This is a genomic window from Streptomyces sp. CNS606 (genome assembly GCF_000426325.1).
In genome coordinates this window covers 37,646-55,694 of record NZ_AUFD01000027.1, presented here as the reverse complement: position 1 = coordinate 55,694, position 18,049 = coordinate 37,646, and the positions used below count along the sequence as shown (strand labels likewise).

General features: G+C 72.9%; 14 protein-coding genes. 10 read left to right on the top strand and 4 right to left on the bottom strand.

What is annotated here, in order from left to right; genetic code table 11:
* Nucleotides 1-122: 122 nt before the first annotated feature.
* On the bottom strand, nt 123-2,231 hold the full coding sequence (locus K304_RS29775) for a glycogen debranching N-terminal domain-containing protein (RefSeq protein WP_051308596.1): 2,109 nt from the start codon (nt 2,229-2,231) through the stop codon (nt 123-125).
* 116 nt (nt 2,232-2,347) lie between these two features.
* Between K304_RS29775 and K304_RS0118315 the strand changes: the two genes are divergently transcribed.
* The 5 genes from K304_RS0118315 (at nt 2,348) to K304_RS0118295 (ending at nt 7,640) form a co-directional block, all read left to right on the top strand.
* Complete coding sequence (locus K304_RS0118315; protein ID WP_027764942.1) at nt 2,348-3,394, top strand: LacI family DNA-binding transcriptional regulator; 1,047 nt, start codon at nt 2,348-2,350, stop codon at nt 3,392-3,394.
* A 32-nt stretch (nt 3,395-3,426) separates the two neighbouring features.
* On the top strand, nt 3,427-4,662 hold the full coding sequence (locus K304_RS0118310; RefSeq protein WP_027764941.1) for an extracellular solute-binding protein: 1,236 nt from the start codon (nt 3,427-3,429) through the stop codon (nt 4,660-4,662).
* Entirely contained in the window at nt 4,659-5,774 is a 1,116-nt protein-coding gene (locus K304_RS0118305) for a carbohydrate ABC transporter permease (protein ID WP_027764940.1), read from the top strand. The genes K304_RS0118310 and K304_RS0118305 overlap by 4 nt, the downstream gene beginning before the upstream one ends.
* Nucleotides 5,771-6,691 (top strand): carbohydrate ABC transporter permease, encoded by a 921-nt coding sequence (locus K304_RS0118300; RefSeq protein ID WP_027764939.1) that lies wholly within the window; start codon nt 5,771-5,773, stop codon nt 6,689-6,691. Before K304_RS0118305 ends, K304_RS0118300 begins: the two co-directional genes overlap by 4 nt.
* 88 nt (nt 6,692-6,779) lie before the next feature.
* A complete protein-coding gene (locus K304_RS0118295; RefSeq protein ID WP_027764938.1) occupies nt 6,780-7,640 on the top strand; it encodes a methyltransferase domain-containing protein in 861 nt (286 codons plus the stop codon).
* Between the two features lie 27 nt (nt 7,641-7,667).
* On the opposite strand, the gene K304_RS0118290 is transcribed toward K304_RS0118295, so the two are convergent.
* Together K304_RS0118290 and K304_RS0118285 are read right to left on the bottom strand one after the other, a co-directional pair.
* Nucleotides 7,668-8,846, bottom strand: coding sequence for a cysteine desulfurase family protein (locus K304_RS0118290; protein WP_027764937.1), 1,179 nt, complete (start codon nt 8,844-8,846; stop codon nt 7,668-7,670).
* A 96-nt stretch (nt 8,847-8,942) separates the two neighbouring features.
* A complete protein-coding gene (locus tag K304_RS0118285; RefSeq protein ID WP_027764936.1) occupies nt 8,943-9,419 on the bottom strand; it encodes a Dps family protein in 477 nt (158 codons plus the stop codon).
* A 181-nt stretch (nt 9,420-9,600) separates the two neighbouring features.
* On the opposite strand from K304_RS0118285, the gene K304_RS0118280 reads away from it, so the two are divergent.
* Nucleotides 9,601-11,322, top strand: coding sequence for a glycine/sarcosine N-methyltransferase (locus tag K304_RS0118280; protein WP_078529326.1), 1,722 nt, complete (start codon nt 9,601-9,603; stop codon nt 11,320-11,322).
* A gap of 59 nt (nt 11,323-11,381) precedes the next feature.
* On the opposite strand, the gene K304_RS29770 is transcribed toward K304_RS0118280, so the two are convergent.
* The gene (locus tag K304_RS29770; protein ID WP_078529334.1) at nt 11,382-13,349 is read right to left on the bottom strand and encodes an NAD(P)-binding protein; all 1,968 of its coding nucleotides are present in this window, start codon (nt 13,347-13,349) and stop codon (nt 11,382-11,384) included.
* 94 nt (nt 13,350-13,443) lie between these two features.
* On the opposite strand from K304_RS29770, the gene K304_RS0118270 reads away from it, so the two are divergent.
* From K304_RS0118270 to ligA, 4 genes are read left to right on the top strand one after another with little or no spacing between them, the layout of a single operon-like run.
* Entirely contained in the window at nt 13,444-13,968 is a 525-nt protein-coding gene (locus K304_RS0118270; RefSeq protein WP_027764934.1) for a TIGR00730 family Rossman fold protein, read from the top strand.
* A gap of 14 nt (nt 13,969-13,982) precedes the next feature.
* A complete protein-coding gene (locus K304_RS0118265; protein WP_037790977.1) occupies nt 13,983-14,690 on the top strand; it encodes an SDR family oxidoreductase in 708 nt (235 codons plus the stop codon).
* Nucleotides 14,687-15,733 carry a methionine synthase gene (locus tag K304_RS0118260; protein WP_051308594.1) on the top strand — a complete coding sequence of 349 codons (1,047 nt, stop codon included), beginning with the start codon at nt 14,687-14,689 and terminating at the stop codon, nt 15,731-15,733. The genes K304_RS0118265 and K304_RS0118260 overlap by 4 nt, the downstream gene beginning before the upstream one ends.
* Before the next feature lie 32 nt (nt 15,734-15,765).
* The gene (gene ligA / locus K304_RS0118255) at nt 15,766-17,958 is read left to right on the top strand and encodes an NAD-dependent DNA ligase LigA (protein WP_027764931.1); all 2,193 of its coding nucleotides are present in this window, start codon (nt 15,766-15,768) and stop codon (nt 17,956-17,958) included.
* Nucleotides 17,959-18,049: the final 91 nt, after the last annotated feature.

Here is an 18,049-nt window from a genome sequence, read left to right as displayed (position 1 = left end):
CGGCCCGTAAATCATGGGTTTCCGGGTCGTCGGCCCGGACCGCAGCCCACGCCCCCGACCCGCACCCACACACACCAGCCACCGCCCCGCGCCCACACCGAGCCCCAACACCCCCACCCCCGTCACCCCCGCCGAGAAGCGGCGGAAACCGGGGCCGCCGTCGTGGCCCGCACCTCACCCCCCACGTCGACAGCCACCGACAATGCGTGGCCCGCCACGGACAACCCCTCGGCCCGCAGCGGACGCCAGCACTCCGCGACGGAGTCCGCCACCCGGAGCGTGCCGCCCGGGACGTCGGCCTCCAGCCCGAGCAGTGCCCGCAGCAGGTGGACGGAGGAGGCGGCCGCCCACGCCTGGGGCCGGCAGGCCGCCGGGTACGGGGCGGGCCCCGTGTCGACTCCGCTGCCGTGTCCGGCGAACAGTTCGGGCAGGCGGGCGTCGAACGTCTCGGACGCCGCGAGCAGGCCGCGTACCAGGGAGTCGGCCTCGTCGGGGAAGCCGGCCCGCGTGAGGCCGTGTACGGCGATGGCCGTGTCGTGGGGCCAGACGCTGCCGATGTGGTAGCCGAGCGGGTTGAAGCCGGTGGCGCCGGTCTCCAGGGTGCGCAGGCCGAAGCCGCAGTCCAGTTCGGGGGAGGCGAGGCGGCGGGCGAGCAGCCCGCTCTCCTCGTTCGTGAGCAGTCCGGTGCCCAGCAGGTGCCCGTGGCTGGAGGTGTCCGTGTCGAGGGGGCGCTTCTGTCCGTCGAGCGCCGCCGCGCAGTAGGGGCCGCGCGCGTCGTCGAGCCAGAAGCGGTCGCGGAAGCGGTCGCGGAGCCGGGCCGCCCACTCCTCCCAGCGGTCCGCCGCCGGCCGTCCGAACGCCCGTAGCAGTGCCGCGCCGCCCACCGCGGCTTCGTGCGCGTAGGCCTGGACCTCGCTCAGGGCGACCGGGGCGACGGCCAGGCGTCCGCTGCGCCAGCGCATCGAGTCGCCGGAGTCCTTCCAGCCCTGGTTGGCCAGGCCCTTGCCGGTGCTGTCGACGTATTCCAGCAGGCCGTCGCCGTCGGCGTCGCCGTGTTCGGCCATCCAGGCCAGGACGCGTTCGGCGTGCGGGAGGAGGGCTTCCACCTCGGTCTCGGCGAGGCCCCAGCGCCACGCGTCGTGCAGCAGGGCGACCCAGAGGGGGCCGGCGTCGACCGTGCCGTAGTAGAGCGGGGGGAGGGTGGTGCCCTCGTCCAGCAGCTGCGACGTGCGGCGGACTTCGTGCAGGATCTTGCCGGGCTGTTCCTCGGTGGCCGGGATGTCGCGGGTGCCCTGGCGGCGGGCGAGTGTGCGGAGCGTGCCGGCCGCCAGGTCGGTGCCGAGCGGCAGCAGCATGCGGGCGGCCCACAGGGCGTCGCGGCCGAAGAGGGTGAGGAACCAGGGCGCGCCGGCGGCGAGGAAGGTGTCCTGCGGGTGTTCGGGGTCGGTGAGCAGGAGGCCGGCGAGGTCGTCGAGGGAGCGGTCGAGGAGGCGGGGGAAGCGGTGGTCCGGAACGCGCAGCCGCGGCCGGCTCCACGGGACCCGGCGGGTGGGTGCCGGGGCGAACGGGAAGCCGTCGCGGTCGACGGCCGCGCAGTCGAGGTCCACGCGGGCACGGCCGCCCGGCGGCAGCGTCAGCCGGTAGTGCGCGCGGACGGCGGTGCCGCCCTCGTGGTCGACGGAGTCGGGGGCGGGGGTGGAGGTGAGGCGGGACTCCCACTCCTGCCAGTGCCAGTGCAGTGCGCCGTCGGCGCGGCGCACGCCGGGGGGCGCGCCCCGACGGCCGGCCTTCACGTCGTCCATGGAGGCGAAGTCGGCGTCGAGGGAGAGGGCCAGGGGCACGGTGACGTCGAGGGGGCCGGCGTTGTGGAACTCGAACGACTCGCGCAGTCCGTCGGCGTGGACGGTGCGGGTGTGGCGGAGCGTCACGGCCGGGTCGGCGGTCTGCTCGCCGACGCCGCGCAGCACGGTGCGGAAGGCGGCCGTGGAGGCGTCGGAGTGTCCCGTGCGCACGGGGGCCAGGGGCACGCCTTCGACGTCGGCTACCAGGCGGGAGAGGAAGCGGCGGTCGCCGCGGAAGAAGCCGTCCGCGCCGGAGCGCATGGCGCCGGCGGGCCGGGAGAGCGCCACGGCGGGCGCGGCCAGCACCACGCAGGCGTCGTGCAGGAAGGGCTGCAGTCCTGACGCGGTGCCGGAACCCGTGGGCGCCTGACTCTTGACAGTGGTGTCCATCGGCGGCCAATCTCTTCGCTCATTGGATCGATCAAACCGCCCTGACGATATTTCCCCGTCCACGTATGGGGGAAGAGGTTTGATCGATCCAATTCAGACCACCGAGGAGGCCGGGCATGCCGAGGGACGACGTGAAGGGCGACGGGGGACCCGTCACGATGGCCACCGTCGCGGCACGGGCGGGTGTCAGCCGGCAGACCGTCTCCAACGCGATCAACACCCCCGAGCTGCTGCGCCCGGAGACCCTGGCGCGCGTCAACGCCACCATCCGCGAGCTGGGTTACCGCCCGCACCGGGCGGCGCGTTCGCTGCGCACCCGGTCGAGCCGGCTCATCGGGTACGCCGTGCGGCCGGTGGCCGCCGCCGTGCCGACCCCGGTGCTGGACCGCTTCCTGCACGCCCTCACCGAAAGCCTCGACGACGCCGGCTACCGGGTGCTGCTCTTCCCCTCGCCCGGCGGCGAGGAGGAGACCGGCACCTACGCCGAACTGCTCCGCGAGGACTCGGTCGACGCCTTCGTGCTGACCAACACCGTGGTCGGCGACCGGCGGCAGAGCTGGCTGCACGAACGCGGAGTCCCGTTCGTCGCGTTCGGCCGGGCCTGGGGCACCCGGGACGCCGGGGACTGGGTGGACGTCGACGGTGCGCACGGCACGACCGCGGCCGTCGACCATCTCGTCGCGCGGGGGCACCGGCACATCGCGTTCCTCGGCTGGCCCGAGGGCTCGGGTGTCGGCGACGACCGCGCGCGGGGCTGGCGCGAGGCCCTGGAGCGGCACGGACTGACGTCGGAGGGCCTGCGCGCCCGGGCGGACGGTTCGATCGAGGCCGCGACCGACGCGGCGCACCGGCTGCTGGACGACACCCCGGCCACGGCCGTCGTCGCCGCCAGCGACTCGCTGGCCATGGGCTGTTACCGCGCGCTGGACGTACGCGGCGAACCGCCCGCCCGGCTGGCCGTCGTCGGCTTCGACGACGCCCCTTTCGCCCCACTGCTGCGGCCCTCCCTGACCACCCTGCGGCAGCCGCTGGAGTTCCTCGGCCGCGAGTGCGTACGGCTCCTGCTGCAGCGCATCGGCGAACCCGACGCCCCCGACCGGCACGCGCTGGTCGCGCCCGAACTGGTCGTGCGCGACAGCTCACCGGCGCCTCCCACCGCCTGAACCGCCCACCCCCTTGTGACGGAGGAAGACCCATGCGACCCCCGATACGCACCGCCGCACTGCTCACCTGTGCCGCGCTCGTCCTCTCCGGCTGCGGATCGCAGTTCGGCAGCAACGAGAAGACCGAACAGGACGACTCGGCCCGGCAGAAGCTGGCGATGATGATCGCCGCCTCCACCGACGCCGAGGCCGACTCCCTCAAGAAGGCCGTCGCCCGCTGGGAGAAGAAGACCGGCCACCGGGTCAGGGTCCAGGTGGCGCAGGATCTCAACCAGCAGCTCGGGCAGGCCCTCGCGGGCGGCGAGCCGCCGGACGTCTTCTACGTCACCTCCGACCAGTTCGCCAACTACGCCGAGGGCGGCTCGCTGTACGCCTACGGCGACCAGGTGGAGGCGGACGGTTTCGTCGAGGGACTGCGCGCCTCGTTCAGCGACGAGGACGAGCTGGTGTGCGTGCCCAAGGACTCCTCCACGCTCGCCCTCGCCATCAACGACGACCTGTGGAAGAAGGCGGGGCTCACCGACGACGACGTCCCCACCGACTGGCAGGAACTGGAGGACGTCGCCGGGAAGCTGACCAAGGGCGACGTCACCGGCCTCGTCTTCGACCCGACCTACAACCGGGTCGGCGCCTTCATGCGGCAGAGCGGCGGCTGGATCACCGGCGACGGGCAGCAGAAGATGGCCGCCGACACCCCGGAGAACCTGCGCGCCCTGACCTACGTCAAGGACATGCTGCGCAGCGGCTCGCTGAAGTACTCCAAGCAGGTCGACTCCGGCTGGGGCGGCGAGGCGTTCGGCAAGGAGCGCGCGGCCATGACCATCGAGGGCAACTGGCTGACCGGCGCGCTGCGCAACGACTACCCGGACCTGGACTACCGGACGGTCGAGCTGCCCGGGGGCCCGGAGGGCAAGGGCACGCTCTCCTTCAGCACCTGCTGGGGCGTCGCCAAGAAGAGCGCCCACCACGAGGCAGCCGTCGAGCTGGTGGAGGCGCTGACCGCCCCGGACCAGCAGATGACGTTCGCCGAGGCGTTCGGCGTGATGCCCTCGCGCACCGAGGCGCTGGGGGAGTACGGGACGGCGTTCCCGGAGAGCGCCGCGTTCGTCGCGGGCACCGAGTACGCCGAAGGGCCGGTGACGCTGCCGGGGTTCGCCAAGGTGCTCCAGCAGTTCGACACCGACCTGGCCGGCCTGCGCACCGGCGATCCGGAGAAGATCCTCGCCGAGCTGCAGCGCAACGGTGAGCAGGCGCTGGCCGACCGATGAGCGCGCTCACCACACCGTCGGCCCGCCGTTCCGGCCCGCTCCCCGGGGGGCGGAACGGCGGCCGCCGCGGCCGCGAGGGCCTGTGGGGCTGGCTGTTCGTCACCCCGGCCGTCACCGTGCTGGGTCTCTTCCTGCTGGCGCCGATCCTGATGGCGCTGTGGGTGAGCCTCCTCGACTGGGACGGGCAGTCCAACCCCTTCACCGGCACGGAGAACTTCGTCGGCCTGGACAACTACGCCGACCTGCTGACCCGGGACGGCCTGGACCGCGAACAGCTGATGACGTCCCTGCGCAACAACTTCTTCTACGTCCTGCTGGTCGTCCCGCTCCAGACGGTGGTCTCGCTGTGCCTCGCCCTCGCGGTCAACCAGCGTGTGCTGAAGGCGAAGAGCGCCTACCGGACGGCCTTCTACTTCCCGTCGGTGACCAGCTCCATCGCCATCTCCACCATCTTCCTGTTCCTCTTCCAGGGCAGCGGTGCGGTCAACACCGTGCTGTCCCACGTCGGTGTGGACGGACCGAACTGGTTCACCGACGCCCGGGGCCTCACCTGGGTCGTCCTGGACGGCCTCGGCCTCGTCGACGCCGCCCGCCCGCCGCAGGCGCTGGCCGGCAACGAGGTGCTGGGGCTGAGCTGGTGGGACTGGCTGGCCGGGCCCTCGGTCGCGATGACCACCATCATCCTGCTCGCCGTCTGGACCACCTCCGGCACTTTCATGCTGATCTTCCTGGCTGCCCTCCAGGACGTTCCCGCCGAGCTGGAGGAGGCCGCCCGCATCGACGGCTGCGGCCGCTGGGGCGTCTTCCGGCACGTCACCCTGCCCGCCCTGCGGCCGGTGACCTTCCTCGTCCTCACCCTCGGACTGATCGCCACCTGGCAGGTCTTCGACCAGGTGTACGTGATGAGCCAGGGCGCCCCCGCCAACACCACCCTCACCCCCGCCTACCTCTCCTACACCGAGGGCTTCGACAACGCGCAGTACGGCAAGGGCGCCGCCATCGCCTTCCTGCTGCTCGCGATCATCCTGGTCTTCACCGCCCTCCAGCGGTACGTGCTGCGCGACCGGGACGCGGAAGGGACGACACGGAAGCAGAGGAGCCGCACCCGGTGAGCACCGACACCCCCACCCGCGCCCGTACGCGCCCGGCGGCCGCCCCCCGTCGCCGCCCCGTCGCCCGCGGCGCCTCCGGACGGCCGCTGCGCCTGGCCGGCTACCTGCTGATCACCCTGGGCGCGCTGCTGTACGTCTTCCCCTTCGCGGTCCAGGTCGCGACGTCCTTCAAGACCACCCCGGAGGCCGCGGCCGACCCGCTGTCCCTGATCCCCGGCGCCGCGACCCTGGACGCGTACCGGCGGCTGTTCGGGCTGGGCGGCGTCGACGGGGTGCCGTTCCTGCGCTGGCTCGGCAACTCGGTGGTCGTCACCCTGCTCGTCACGGCCGGCCGGGTGCTGTTCGACTCCGCGGCCGGATACGCCCTCGCCCGGCTCGACTTCCGCGGCCGCTCGCTGCTCTTCGCCGCGCTGCTGTCGGTGATGGCGGTGCCCGGCGTCGTCCTGCTCATCCCGAAGTTCCTGGTGTTCAACACGCTGGGCATCTTCGACAGCTACCTCGCCATGATCGTGCCGTTGATGGCCGACGCGGCCGGGATCTTCATCATGAAGCAGTTCTTCACGTCCATCCCGCGCGAGATCGAGGACGCGGCCCGGATCGACGGCGCGGGCGTCGTCCGCACCTTCTGGTCCGTCGTGCTGCCCATGGCCCGCCCGGCGCTCATCACGCTGACCATCCTGTCCTTCCAGGGCTCCTGGAACGAGTTCACCCACTTCCTCGCCGCCGCCCAGTCCCCCGAGTACGAGACCCTCACCACCGGCCTCGCACGCTTCGTCGCGGGCGGACTGGGACAGGGCACGCAGTACCCGCTCAAGCTCGCCGCGGCGCTGCTGTCCACGATTCCGGTGGCCCTGCTCTTCCTCTTCTTCCAGCGGCACTTCATCCGTGGCGCCAACGCCGGAGCCGTCAAGCAGTGAGCCCGGCGGCGCCCGTCGGTCTCCTCCGGTTGCCGGTGGCGGCTCAGGTGCCAGGCTGAGAGGAGGGGCCCTCGGCCAAGGAGGAGCCATGACCACCGGAGGAACCAGGGGAGCGGCCGCCGCCCCCGTCGACGACCGGGCGACGAAGGCGGCGCACCGCGAGATGTGGGCCCTGGGCGACTACCCGAAGATCGTTCGCACCGTCATCCACGAGTTCGGCCCGCGCCTGGTCCGCGCCTGCGGGATCGGGCCCGGCATGCGCGTGCTCGACGTCGCCGCCGGCACGGGCAACGTGGCGCTCCGGGCCGCCGAGGCCGGCGCCGACGTCGTCGCGTCCGACCTCACTCCCGCACTGCTGGCGGCCGGCCGGCAGGACGCCGAGGCCCGCGGCCTCACGCTGGAGTGGCGGGAGGCCGACGCGGAGGCGCTGCCCTTCGAGGACGGCGCGTTCGACGTGGTCACCTCGGCGGTCGGCGCCATGTTCGCGCCCCACCACGAGGCCGCCGCCGGCGAGATGCTGCGCGTGTGCCGCCCCGACGGCGTCCTCGGGATGATCAACTGGACGCCCGAGGGCACCATCGGCCGCTTCTTCCGCACCCTCGGCGCGTACGCGCCGCCGCCCCCGCCGGACGCCGAATCGCCGCTGCTCTGGGGCACCGAGGAGCACGTACGCCGGATGCTCGGCGGCCGGGCGCGTGCGGTGGAGACGACGCGCGAGGTGATCACCAGCGGTCCGTTCGAGGACCCGGAGGCGATGTGCGCGTTCTACAAGGAGAACTTCGGACCGGTGATCAACGTCTACCGCAGTCTCGCCGACGACCCGGCGCGCACTGCCGAACTTGACCGCGACTACCTGGAGTACGCCCGGAGCACCAACCGCGGCCGCCCCGGCGAACCGGCCCGCTACGAATTGGAGTACCTGCTGGTCGTGGCCCGCAGGGCGGGCTGAGCGGACGCGCCCCGGCCGCCGCGCGGCTCAGCTCAGGCCCGCGGAACGCGCCCGCTCCACGGCCGGGCCGATCACCGCCGCCAGCGTCTCCACCTCGTCCTTCGTCGAGGTGTGGCCCAGCGAGAAGCGCAGCGTGCCGCGTGCGAGGTCCGGTGCGGCCCCCGCCGCCAGCAGCACGTGACTGGGCTGCGCGATGCCCGCCGTGCACGCCGACCCCGTCGAGCAGGCGATGCCCTGGGCGTCCAGGAGGAGCAGCAGGGAGTCGCCCTCGCAGCCCGGGAAGGAGAAGTGCGCGTTCGCCGGAAGCCGCCCGGCGGGGTCGGGGTCGCCGTTCAGCACCGCGTCCGGCACGGCCTCGGCCACCGCCGCCACCAGCAGGTCCCGCAGCGCGCCGACGTCCCGGGCGAAGTCCGCGGTACGGGCGGTGGCCAGTTCGGCGGCCGTGCCCAGGGCGGCGATCGCCGGCACGTCCAGCGTGCCGGACCGCACGTCCCGCTCCTGCCCCCCGCCGTGCAGCAGCGGCACCGGCGCGTACTCCCGCCCCAGCAGCAGCGCCCCCACTCCGTAGGGGCCGCCGATCTTGTGACCGGTCATGGTCAGCGCGGCGACACCGGATCCGGTGAAGTCGACCGGTACCTGCCCCACCGCCTGCACCGCGTCGGAGTGCAGCGGGACGTCGAACTCGGCGCAGACGGCAGCCAGTTCGGTCACCGGCTGGAGCGTCCCGATCTCGTTGTTCGCCCACATCGCCGTCGCCAGGGCGACATCGGACGGATCGCGGGCGATCGCCTCGCGCAGCGCCTCGGGGTGCACCCGGCCCAGCGAGTCGACCGGCAGCCACTCCACCACCGCGCCCTCGTGGTCGGCCAGCCAGTGCACCGCGTCGAGCACCGCGTGGTGCTCGACCGGGCTCGCCAGCACCCGCGTACGCGCCGCGTCCGCCGCCCGGCGGGCCCAGTACAGGCCCTTCACGGCCAGATTGTCCGACTCGGTACCGCCCGCGGTGAACACCACCTCGCTGGGGCGTGCGCCGAGCGCGGCGGCCACGGTCTCCCGCGCCTCCTCGACGGTGCGGCGCGCCAGCCTTCCGGCGGCGTGCAGCGAGGAGGCGTTGCCGGTCACCGGGAGGTGGTCGGTCATCGTCCGGACCGCCTCCGCGTACATCGGAGTGGTGGCGGCGTGATCGAAGTAGGCGGAGTCAGCCATGATGCCCCCGATTCTACGAGCCACCGGGGGCGTGCCTCCGGCCCCCGGCGGCGGAAGAGTCCGCCACGGGGGCCGGAAGCCGGCAGGAGTGCCCTGTCAGCGCTGGTTCTCGGCCTCGAACATCCAGCGGTGCTTCTCGAGGTCACCGGTGAGCTGGATGAAGATGTCCTCGGTGACCGGGTCCACCTTGCCGACCGCCGTCATCCGCGTGCGCGCCCTGGTGATCACGGCGTAGAGGGCGTCGGCCATCGTCCGTACCGCGTCGGAGTCCTGGAGCCAGCCCTCCTTGACCGTGTCGATGGCGGTGCCCGAGGCGACCGTGGAGGAACGTCCGTCGGGCGCGACGCCGAGCGCGGACGCACGTTCGGCGACGGTGTCGGTGTACTCGCGGGCGTCCGTGACGACCTCGTCGAGCTGGAGGTGGATGGAGCGGAAGCGCGGGCCGACCACGTTCCAGTGGATCTGCTTGGCCACGAGAGAGAGGTCCACCAGGTCGGTGAGGGCACCCTGCAGCGCCTCGCCGACGACCTTGAGGTCTCCCTCCGGGAGCGTGCTCTTGACTGCGTACGACACGATGGTTCACTTTCTCTCGAACTGCACCCTTGGGTCTCTTTCGTCCCCCGGGTGCCCCGGGCGCCGCAGGCCGACACACCAGGGATTCGAAGGCATGGATCCACCCCGCACTGGACAGGGATCGCCTTGGGGCTCCCGGCGTGGTTCCCCGCGGACCTCCGGGTGAGGGCGGGCACGCGCGGTGCTCCCGCCGCCGTCGACAACCGGGAGGTTCGTCATTTCAGCGCGTCCCGCACAGGAATTCGGTGAGAACCCCGTGGAGGTCCGGGACACCGGGCACTACACCGAGGAGTACATTCCCGGTTTCGTCGAGAAATGGGACTCCCTGATCGACTGGGAGAGGAGGAGACAGAGCGAGGGAAGCTTCTTCGTCGACCTGCTGCGGAAACGCGGGGTGAAGAGCATCCTGGACGTGGCCACCGGCACCGGTTTCCATTCCGTGCGACTGCTCGACGCGGGATTCGAGACGGTCAGCGCCGACGGCAGCGCGGACATGCTGGCCCAGGCGTTCGACAACGGCGTACGCTACGGGAACCACATCCTGCGCGTCGTGCAGGCCGACTGGCGCTGGCTCAACCGCGACGTGCACGGCCAGTACGACGCGATCGTGTGTCTCGGCAACTCCTTCACGCACCTCTTCTCCGAACGCGACCGGCGCAGGGCGCTGGCCGAGTTCTACGCCATGCTGAAACACGACGGGATTCTCGTTCTCGACCAGCGCAACTACGACGCGATGCTCGACCGCGGATTCTCCACGAAGCACACCTACTACTACTGCGGCGAGGACGTCGCGGTGGAACCGGAATACCTGGACGACGGACTGTGCCGCATGCGGTACACCTTCCCCGACGATTCGGTCTACCACCTCAACATGTTTCCGCTGCGGAAGGACTACACGCGGCGGCTCATGACGGAGGTCGGATTCCAGCACGTCGAGACGTACGGCGACTTCCAGCACACCTACCGTGAGGAACAGCCCGATTTCTTCGTCCATGTCGCGGAGAAGGAGTACCGGATGGACACCGCGGACCTCGGCGCCGCCTACTCGCCGGCGGTGACCACCGCCCGCAGCTACTACAACTCGGAGGACGCCGACACGTTCTACGCCTCGGTGTGGGGCGGCGAGGACATCCACATCGGCCTCTACGAGCGCCCCGACGAGCCGATAGCCGACGCGAGCCGGCGCACGGTCGCGCGGATGGCCGCGCGGCTGGGCCCGGCCGGGGAGGAGGCGGGAACGGGCCTGGGGGAGAGCACGGTGGTCCTCGACCTCGGCTCCGGGTTCGGGGGCAGCGCGCGCCACCTCGCGTCGGAGTTCGGGTGCCGGGTGCTGGCGCTCAACCTCAGCGAGGTGGAGAACGCGCGGCACCGCGCGCTGAACGCGGAACGCGGCCTCGACGACCGGATCGACGTCGTCGACGGCTCCTTCGAGGCCGTCCCGTTCGAGGACGCGAGCGTCGACGTGGTCTGGTCCCAGGACGCGTTCCTGCACAGCGGCAACCGGCTGCGGGTCCTCCAGGAGGCGGCGCGCGTGCTGCGGCCGGGAGGGCAGCTGATCTTCACGGACCCGATGGCCGCCGACGGCGTGCCCAAGACCCGGCTGCAGCCGGTCCTGGACCGCATCCACCTCGACACGATGGGATCACCCGGCTTCTACCGCCGCGAGCTGGCGAAGCTCGGCTTCACCCCGGTGGGGGACGACGGCGGTTTCGCCGAGTACCGCGAGCAACTGGTCCGCCACTACGCGCGCGTGCTGGAGGAGACCGAACGCCAGGAGGCGGAGGGCCTGGGCACGAAGGTCGGCGCGGACTATCTGACGCGGATGAAGAAGGGGCTCGCCGACTGGGTCCGCGGCGGGCGCGCCGCCGACCTCACCTGGGGCATCCTCCACTTCCGCCGCTGATCCCCGGCCCCGCTCACGCCCTCGCCGTCGCGGTGTCCGGCCACGACGGCGGAGGGCGGTCAGGGCCGGGGCTGGCGGGGGAGGCCAGGAGGCCCCGCCGCGGCTTCGGGAGCCGCTTCGGCAGGCGCCCCCGCGAGCAGCGTCGCCAGGCCCTGCCGCGTGGCCGCCACGACCACCCGGTCGTCCGGCCGCAGCACGTAGCCCGGGTGCAGCCGCCAGGTCAGCTCGCCGACGCCGACCGCGTGCGACGCGCCGTCGTCGCTCGCGCCCGCCGGAGCGGTCCCCGGGGCGTCGGCCGGGCGGGGCGCGCCCTCGCGGGAGCGCTCCATGACGTCGAGCGCCAGCACCCGCCACGCGTCGCGGCGGAAGGCCTCGGCGACCGTTCGGCCCTCCAGGAGCGGGTTGCCCCGGACGTCGACGGCGGCGAAGACCAGGACCCGGCGCCCGACGGGGATCGCCCCGAGCACCTGCCGGCCCATCATGGCGCCGGCGAACGCGGGCGCGGCCAGCGCGGATACGGAGCGGCTCCTGGTCTGCGCCAGCGGGTAGGTGTCGCGCAGCGTCCGGTACACGGTGAGCGCGAAGTCGTCGTCGAACAGCCGCATCGCGACACGCAGTTCGGGCTTGACCTGGCGTGCGTACAGCACGGCCTCCAGGTTCGTGCCGTCGTCGCTGGTGAGCGCGAGCAGCGCGCGGGCGCGCTTTATCCGCGCCTCCTCCAGCACGCCGCCGTCCTCGGTGACGTCCGCGATCAGCGTCGGCACCCGCCGCGACCGGGCGAGCGCGATGCCCCGCGCCTCGGGGTCGCGTTCGATGCAGACGACGGGGATGTCGAGTTCGAGCAGCCGGTCCAGCACCCGGGTGCCGACCTTGCCGAGGCCGAGCAGCACCACGTGGCCGGAGAGCCCGCGCGGGGGACTGCGCAGCGAGGTGGCCCTGCGGAAGGCGCCGTAGCTCTCCAGCACGACCGCCAGCAGCAGCGGCAGCATCATCAGCCCCGCGAAACTGGCGAGGAGTTGCAGGACCTGCTGCGGGTCGGGCTCCTTGACGTTGGGCTCGTTGATGGCCAGGAAGTCGAGCAGCGTGAGGTACGCGGCCTGCAGCGGACCGCCGGTCCCGAAGCGCCAGTTGAGTCCGGCGAGCACCGTGACCAGGAGGGCCATGGTGCCGAGGGAGAACCGCAGCCGCGGGGAGAACAGGGTGCCCAGGTCGCCGACGGCGGGTAACCGGGGGAGGCGCCCGGTGGCCGGGTTGGGCCGGTCGCGGGGCGTGATGGCCTCCAGCACGACGGCGCCGCGGCCGGGCGCGAGGCCCTGCAGTTCGGCCTCGTCGGGCAGCAGGACGGGGCCGATCCCGTCCACGTCCTCCTCGGCCGCGTCCTCCGCGGCGTACTGCCTCGCCCGGGCGCCGCGCCGCCGCCCGCCCTCGGGAAGCAGCGCCAGGGTGCACAGGGGCTCGCGGTCGCCCCGGCCGCCGGGGCGGGAGACGGCCCCCAGCGCGCGTTCCTTGGCCCGCAGGAGCATCCCGTCGGCGTGGACGATCTTGTCGCTGCCGACCACGGCCGCGGCCACCAGCGACGGCGCGGCGGTGTCGGAGTCGGACAGCACGGTGGTGGAGGCGTCGACGGCGGAGGGGTCCAGCTCCGGGTGCGCGACCTCCACGGCGCGGTCCAGGAGCTTCTCCAGGTAGTCGCCCAGCGTCCGGTTGAACATCCGGATGACCAGCCGCAGCCGTGGGTTGAGTCGCCGTGCGCGCAGCGCGATGTGCACGTTGAGCTGGTCGTCGCCCGAGGTGAGGGCGAGTGCGGCGGCCTCCGCGACTCCGGCGGCGCGCAGCGCCGCGTCGTCCGGCACGCGTGCCTCGACGGCGGTGACGGAGGTGGCCGGGTCGCCGACGAGCGCCGCGATCTGCGGCCCGTGGTCACCGCCGCGCAACGACGGCAGCACGACGGTGACCCGCTGCTCGTACACCACGGCGAGTTCCCGGGTGAGCCGCTGGGCCAGCGCGTTGTCGCCGCACACCACCATGTGGCGGCGCTGCGCCGCCGGCACGCCTACGCTGCTGTCCATGGTCTCCACGGACAGTGCCTCCCCCCTGAAGCCCCCGCAGGGTCTGCGGCCGCTGAACATCTGCGTCTTCTGCTCCGCCGCCGAGCTCGACGAGGTCTACACCGACGCGGCACGCGAGTTCGCCGAGCTTATCGGCAAGCGCGGACACACGCTGGTGTGGGGAGGAAGCGACTGCGGCCTGATGAAGGTGGTCGCCGACGGCGTGCAGGGCGCCGGCGGGCGGCTGGTGGGCATCTCGGTGGAGTTCCTCCACCACAAGGCGCGGGACGCCGCCGACGAGATGATCATCACGGCGACGCTGGCGGAACGGAAGGCGCTGCTGCTGGAACGCGCCGACGCCGTGGTGGTGATGGTCGGCGGTACCGGCACCCTGGACGAGGCGACGGACATCCTCGAGCTGAAGAAGCACGGCATGCACGGCAAGCCGGTCGTGGTGCTCAACACCGCCGGCTTCTACGAAGGTCTGCGGCGGCAGATGGAACGGATGGACGCCGAGGGCTTCCTGCCGGTGCCGCTGCCGGGCCTGGTCACCTTCGCCGACGACGCCGAGGCGGCCGTCGCCGCGCTCGGCGCGTGAGGGACGATGTCGGCATGTCGACCCACACCTCCCCCGCCACCCACCTGATCACCGGAGCCGGCTCGGGCATCGGCGCCGCCGTCGCCCGCCGGCTGCTGGACCGCGGCGACGTGCTGTGGCTGCTCGCCCGCGACGCGGGCCGCGCGAAGGAACTGGCCGCCGAGTTCCCCGGCGCGCACACCGTCGTCGGCGACCTGGCCGAGCCGGAGCGGCTGTCCTGGGCGCTGAGCCACCAGACGCTGCCCGACCGGCTGGACTCGCTCCAGCACATCGCCGGAGTGGTCGAGCTGGGGTCGGTCGGCGACCTGACGCCGAAGGTCTGGAACGCCACGCTGGCCGCCAATCTGGTGGCCCCGGCGGAGCTGACCCGGCTACTGCTCCCGCAACTCCGCCTGGCCCAGGGCCACGTGCTGTTCGTCAACTCCGGCGCCGGTCTGCGCACGAACGGCGAGTGGGGGGCGTACGCGGCGAGCAAGCACGGCCTGAAGGCCCTTGCGGACGCGCTGCGCTGGGAGGAGAGCGGCAACGGCCTGCGCGTCACCTCCGTGTACCCCGGCCGCACGGCCACGCCGATGCAGGAGAAGGTGCACCGGCAGGAGGGCAGGGACTACGACCCGGAGCGCTGGATCACCCCGGACGCGGTCGCCACCACCCTGCTCACCGCCCTGGACCTGCCGCGCGGCAGCGAGGTCACCGACCTGTCCGTGCGCCCGACCGCATGAGCGCGCCCGACCGCACCGCCGGACACGTGTGGGGTCCGGGCGCGGCGACCGGCATCGGCTCGATGCCCGGCGGCGACGCGCGCGAGACCGCCAAGGCCGTCACGGGCACGCTGGAGGCGCTGCCGTACCTGCCCGAACTGCCCGCGCGCGGGCCGGGCTCCGACATGACCGGCCGGACCGCCGGGATGCTCGCCGAGCTGTACGCACAGCTGGAGCCCAGCGGCTGGCGCCTGGCCGACCGGCCGGGGCGCGACACCCGCCGGGCCCGCTCCTGGCTGCGCGAGGACCTGGACGCCCTGGAGGAGTTCACCCAGGGCCACACCGGCGCCCTGAAGGTCTCCGTGGTGGGGCCGTGGACGCTCGCCGCCGCCCTCCAGCTGCGCGGGGGCGAGGCCATGCTCACCGACCCCGGTGCCTGCCGGGACCTGGCCGCCTCACTCGCCGAGGGCGTGCGCGCGCACCTCGACGACCTGCGGCGACGCGTGCCGGACGGGCGGCTGGTGCTCCAGCTCGACGAGCCGTCGCTGGCCGCCGTGCTGCGCGGACGGGTGCCCACCGCGAGCGGCTACCGCACCTACCGGGCGGTGGACCGGGCCGTGGTGGAGGGGACGCTGCGCGACCTCGTGGGGGTGCACGACGGGCCGGTGATCGTGCACTCGTGCGCCGCGGAGGTGCCGTTCGCGCTCCTGCGCCGGGCCGGTGCGGCGGGCGTGTCGTTCGACTTCGGCCGGCTCACCTCCGGCGGCACGGACACGGAGAGTGTCGAGGACGCGATCGGCGAGGCCGCCGAGGCGGGCACGGCGCTCTTCGCCGGCGTCGTCCCGGGCGACGGCGCGGATGCCGCCTCGTTGTCAGACCCGGCGAGTAGCGTCATGGGTGTCAGGTCGCTGTGGCGCAGGCTGGGGCTGTCGCCGGCTCTGCTGACGGAGTCGGTGACGGTCACTCCGGCGTGCGGTCTCGCGGGCGCCTCCCCGGCGTACGCGCGGGCCGCCCTGGAGCACTGCGTACGGGCCGCGAGATCACTCGCTGACAACCCTGAGTGACGGGGCTACGGGACGCACGGGAGGACGAGACGGTGGTCGGCGCACAGCAGTCGGAGCAGAGCGGCATCCCCGCCGAAAAGCGGGAGCAGCACCAACTGCTCGCGGAGCAGATCGAGGAACACCGCTTCCGTTACTACGTCAAGGACGCGCCGGTCGTCAGCGACGCCGAGTTCGACCGGCTGCTGCGCACGCTGGAGGCCCTCGAGGAGGAGCACCCGGGGCTGCGCACGCCCGACTCGCCCACGCAGAAGGTCGCCGGGCAGTACGAGACGGAGTTCACCGAGGTCGCGCACCGGGAGCGGATGCTCTCCCTGGACAACGCCTTCGACGCGGACGAGCTGGAGAGCTGGGGCGACCGGCTGGCGCGCGAGCTGGAGGGCGTGCCGTACCGCTTCCTGTGCGAGCTGAAGATCGACGGCCTCGCCGTCAACCTCACCTACGAGCACGGCCGTCTCACGCGTGCCGCGACCCGCGGCGACGGCCGGACCGGCGAGGACATCACGCCGAACGTCCGCACCATCGCGGACATCCCGCAGCGGCTCACCGGCGCGGACGTTCCGGCCCTGGTCGAGGTGCGCGGCGAGGTCTTCTTCCCGATGGAGGGCTTCCAGGAGCTCAACGCCCGGCTGGTGGAGGCCGGTGACAAGCCGTTCGCCAATCCGCGGAACGCCGCGGCCGGCTCGCTGCGGCAGAAGGACCCGCGGGTCACCGCGTCCCGCCCGCTGCACATGGTGGTGCACGGCATCGGCGCCCGCGACGGCTTCCGTATCGACCGGCTCTCCGAGGCGTACGACCTGCTGCGCGGCTGGGGCCTGCCGGTCTCCCCGCACATCCGGGTGGTCGACGACCTGGCGGGGGTGCGGACGTTCATCACCGAGTACGGCGACCGGCGCCACTCCGTCGAACACGAGATCGACGGCGTCGTCGTGAAGCTGGACGAGATCCCGCTCCAGGGCCGGCTCGGCTCCACCTCCCGCGCGCCGCGCTGGGCCATCGCCTGGAAGTTCGCCCCCGAGGAGGTCAACACCAGGCTGCTCGACATCCGGGTGGGCGTCGGCCGCACCGGCCGGGTCACACCGTTCGCCGTGGTCGAACCGGTCACCGTGGCCGGCTCCGAGGTCGAGTTCGCCACCCTGCACAACCAGGACGTGGTGAAGGCCAAGGGCGTCCTCATCGGCGACACCGTGGTGCTGCGCAAGGCCGGTGACGTCATCCCGGAGATCCTCGGCCCGGTCGCCGACCTGCGGGACGGCTCTGAGCGCGCCTTCGTGATGCCCGCCGAGTGCCCGGACTGCGGGACGGCGCTGCGCCCGATGAAGGAGGGCGACGTCGACCTGCGCTGCCCCAACGCCCGGTTCTGCCCGGCCCAGCTCCGCGAGCGGATCTACTACCTCGCGGGCCGCAAGGCGCTGGACATCGAGCACTTCGGCTACGTCGCGGCCACCGCGCTGACGCAGCCGCTGGAGCCGGCCGAGCCGCCGCTGCGCGACGAGTCCGGCCTGTTCGAGCTGACCGTCGAGGAGCTGCTGCCGATCCGGTCGCACGTCCTGGACCAGGACACCGGGCTCCCCAAGCGCGACCCCGACACCGGCGAGGCGAAGGTCGTCACCTTCTTCGCCAACAAGCAGGGCGAGCCGAAGCGCAACACGCTCGCGCTGCTGGAGAAGATCGAGGAGGCGAAGCGGCGGCCGCTGGCCCGCATCATCACCGGGCTGTCCATCCGGCACGTCGGTCCGGTCGCGGCGGAGGCACTGGCCCGCGAGTTCCGGTCGCTGGACCGCGTCATGGCGGCGAGCGAGGAGGAGCTGGCGGCCACCGAGGGCGTCGGGCCGACCATCGCGGCCTCGCTGAAGGACTGGTTCGCGGAGGACTGGCACCGCGAGATCGTGGAGCGCTGGCGCGCCGCGGGCGTGCGGATGGAGGAGGAGCGGCCCGAGGGCGACGAGGGCGTCCGGGCCCTGGAGGGGATCACCGTGGTGGTCACGGGCACTCTCGCCTCGCACACCCGGGACGGTGCCAAGGAGGCCCTGCAGCAGCAGGGCGCCAAGGTGTCCGGGTCGGTCTCCAAGAAGACCGGATTCGTCGTTGTGGGTGATAACCCTGGCTCAAAATATGACAAGGCGGTCCAGTTGAAGGTGCCGATTCTCGATGAGGACGGCTTCGCCGTCCTGTTGGCCCAAGGCGCCGACGCCGCCCGGGAGGCGGCCCAGGCGCCACCCGAATAGCCCGCCCGCAGGCCCGTGCCGCCTGCGCGTTCGCCGGCACGCGGCCCGGCGGGGCGCCGGCAGGCGGCAGCTCGCGCAACGAGGTTTGGAC

Bases quoted from the DNA above. Each gene is read 5' to 3' on its own strand.
- K304_RS0118290 (WP_027764937.1), bottom strand. From the start codon at position 8,846: ATGGCTGACTCCGCCTACTTCGATCACGCCGCCACCACTCCGATGTAC.
- K304_RS0118315 (WP_027764942.1), top strand. From the start codon at position 2,348: ATGCCGAGGGACGACGTGAAGGGCGACGGGGGACCCGTCACGATGGCC.
- K304_RS0118260 (WP_051308594.1), top strand. From the start codon at position 14,687: ATGAGCGCGCCCGACCGCACCGCCGGACACGTGTGGGGTCCGGGCGCG.
- K304_RS29770 (WP_078529334.1), bottom strand. From the start codon at position 13,349: ATGGTGGTGTGCGGCGACAACGCGCTGGCCCAGCGGCTCACCCGGGAA.
- K304_RS0118265 (WP_037790977.1), top strand. From the start codon at position 13,983: ATGTCGACCCACACCTCCCCCGCCACCCACCTGATCACCGGAGCCGGC.
- K304_RS29775 (WP_051308596.1), bottom strand. From the start codon at position 2,231: ATGGACACCACTGTCAAGAGTCAGGCGCCCACGGGTTCCGGCACCGCG.
- K304_RS0118295 (WP_027764938.1), top strand. From the start codon at position 6,780: ATGACCACCGGAGGAACCAGGGGAGCGGCCGCCGCCCCCGTCGACGAC.
- K304_RS0118305 (WP_027764940.1), top strand. From the start codon at position 4,659: ATGAGCGCGCTCACCACACCGTCGGCCCGCCGTTCCGGCCCGCTCCCC.
- K304_RS0118310 (WP_027764941.1), top strand. From the start codon at position 3,427: ATGCGACCCCCGATACGCACCGCCGCACTGCTCACCTGTGCCGCGCTC.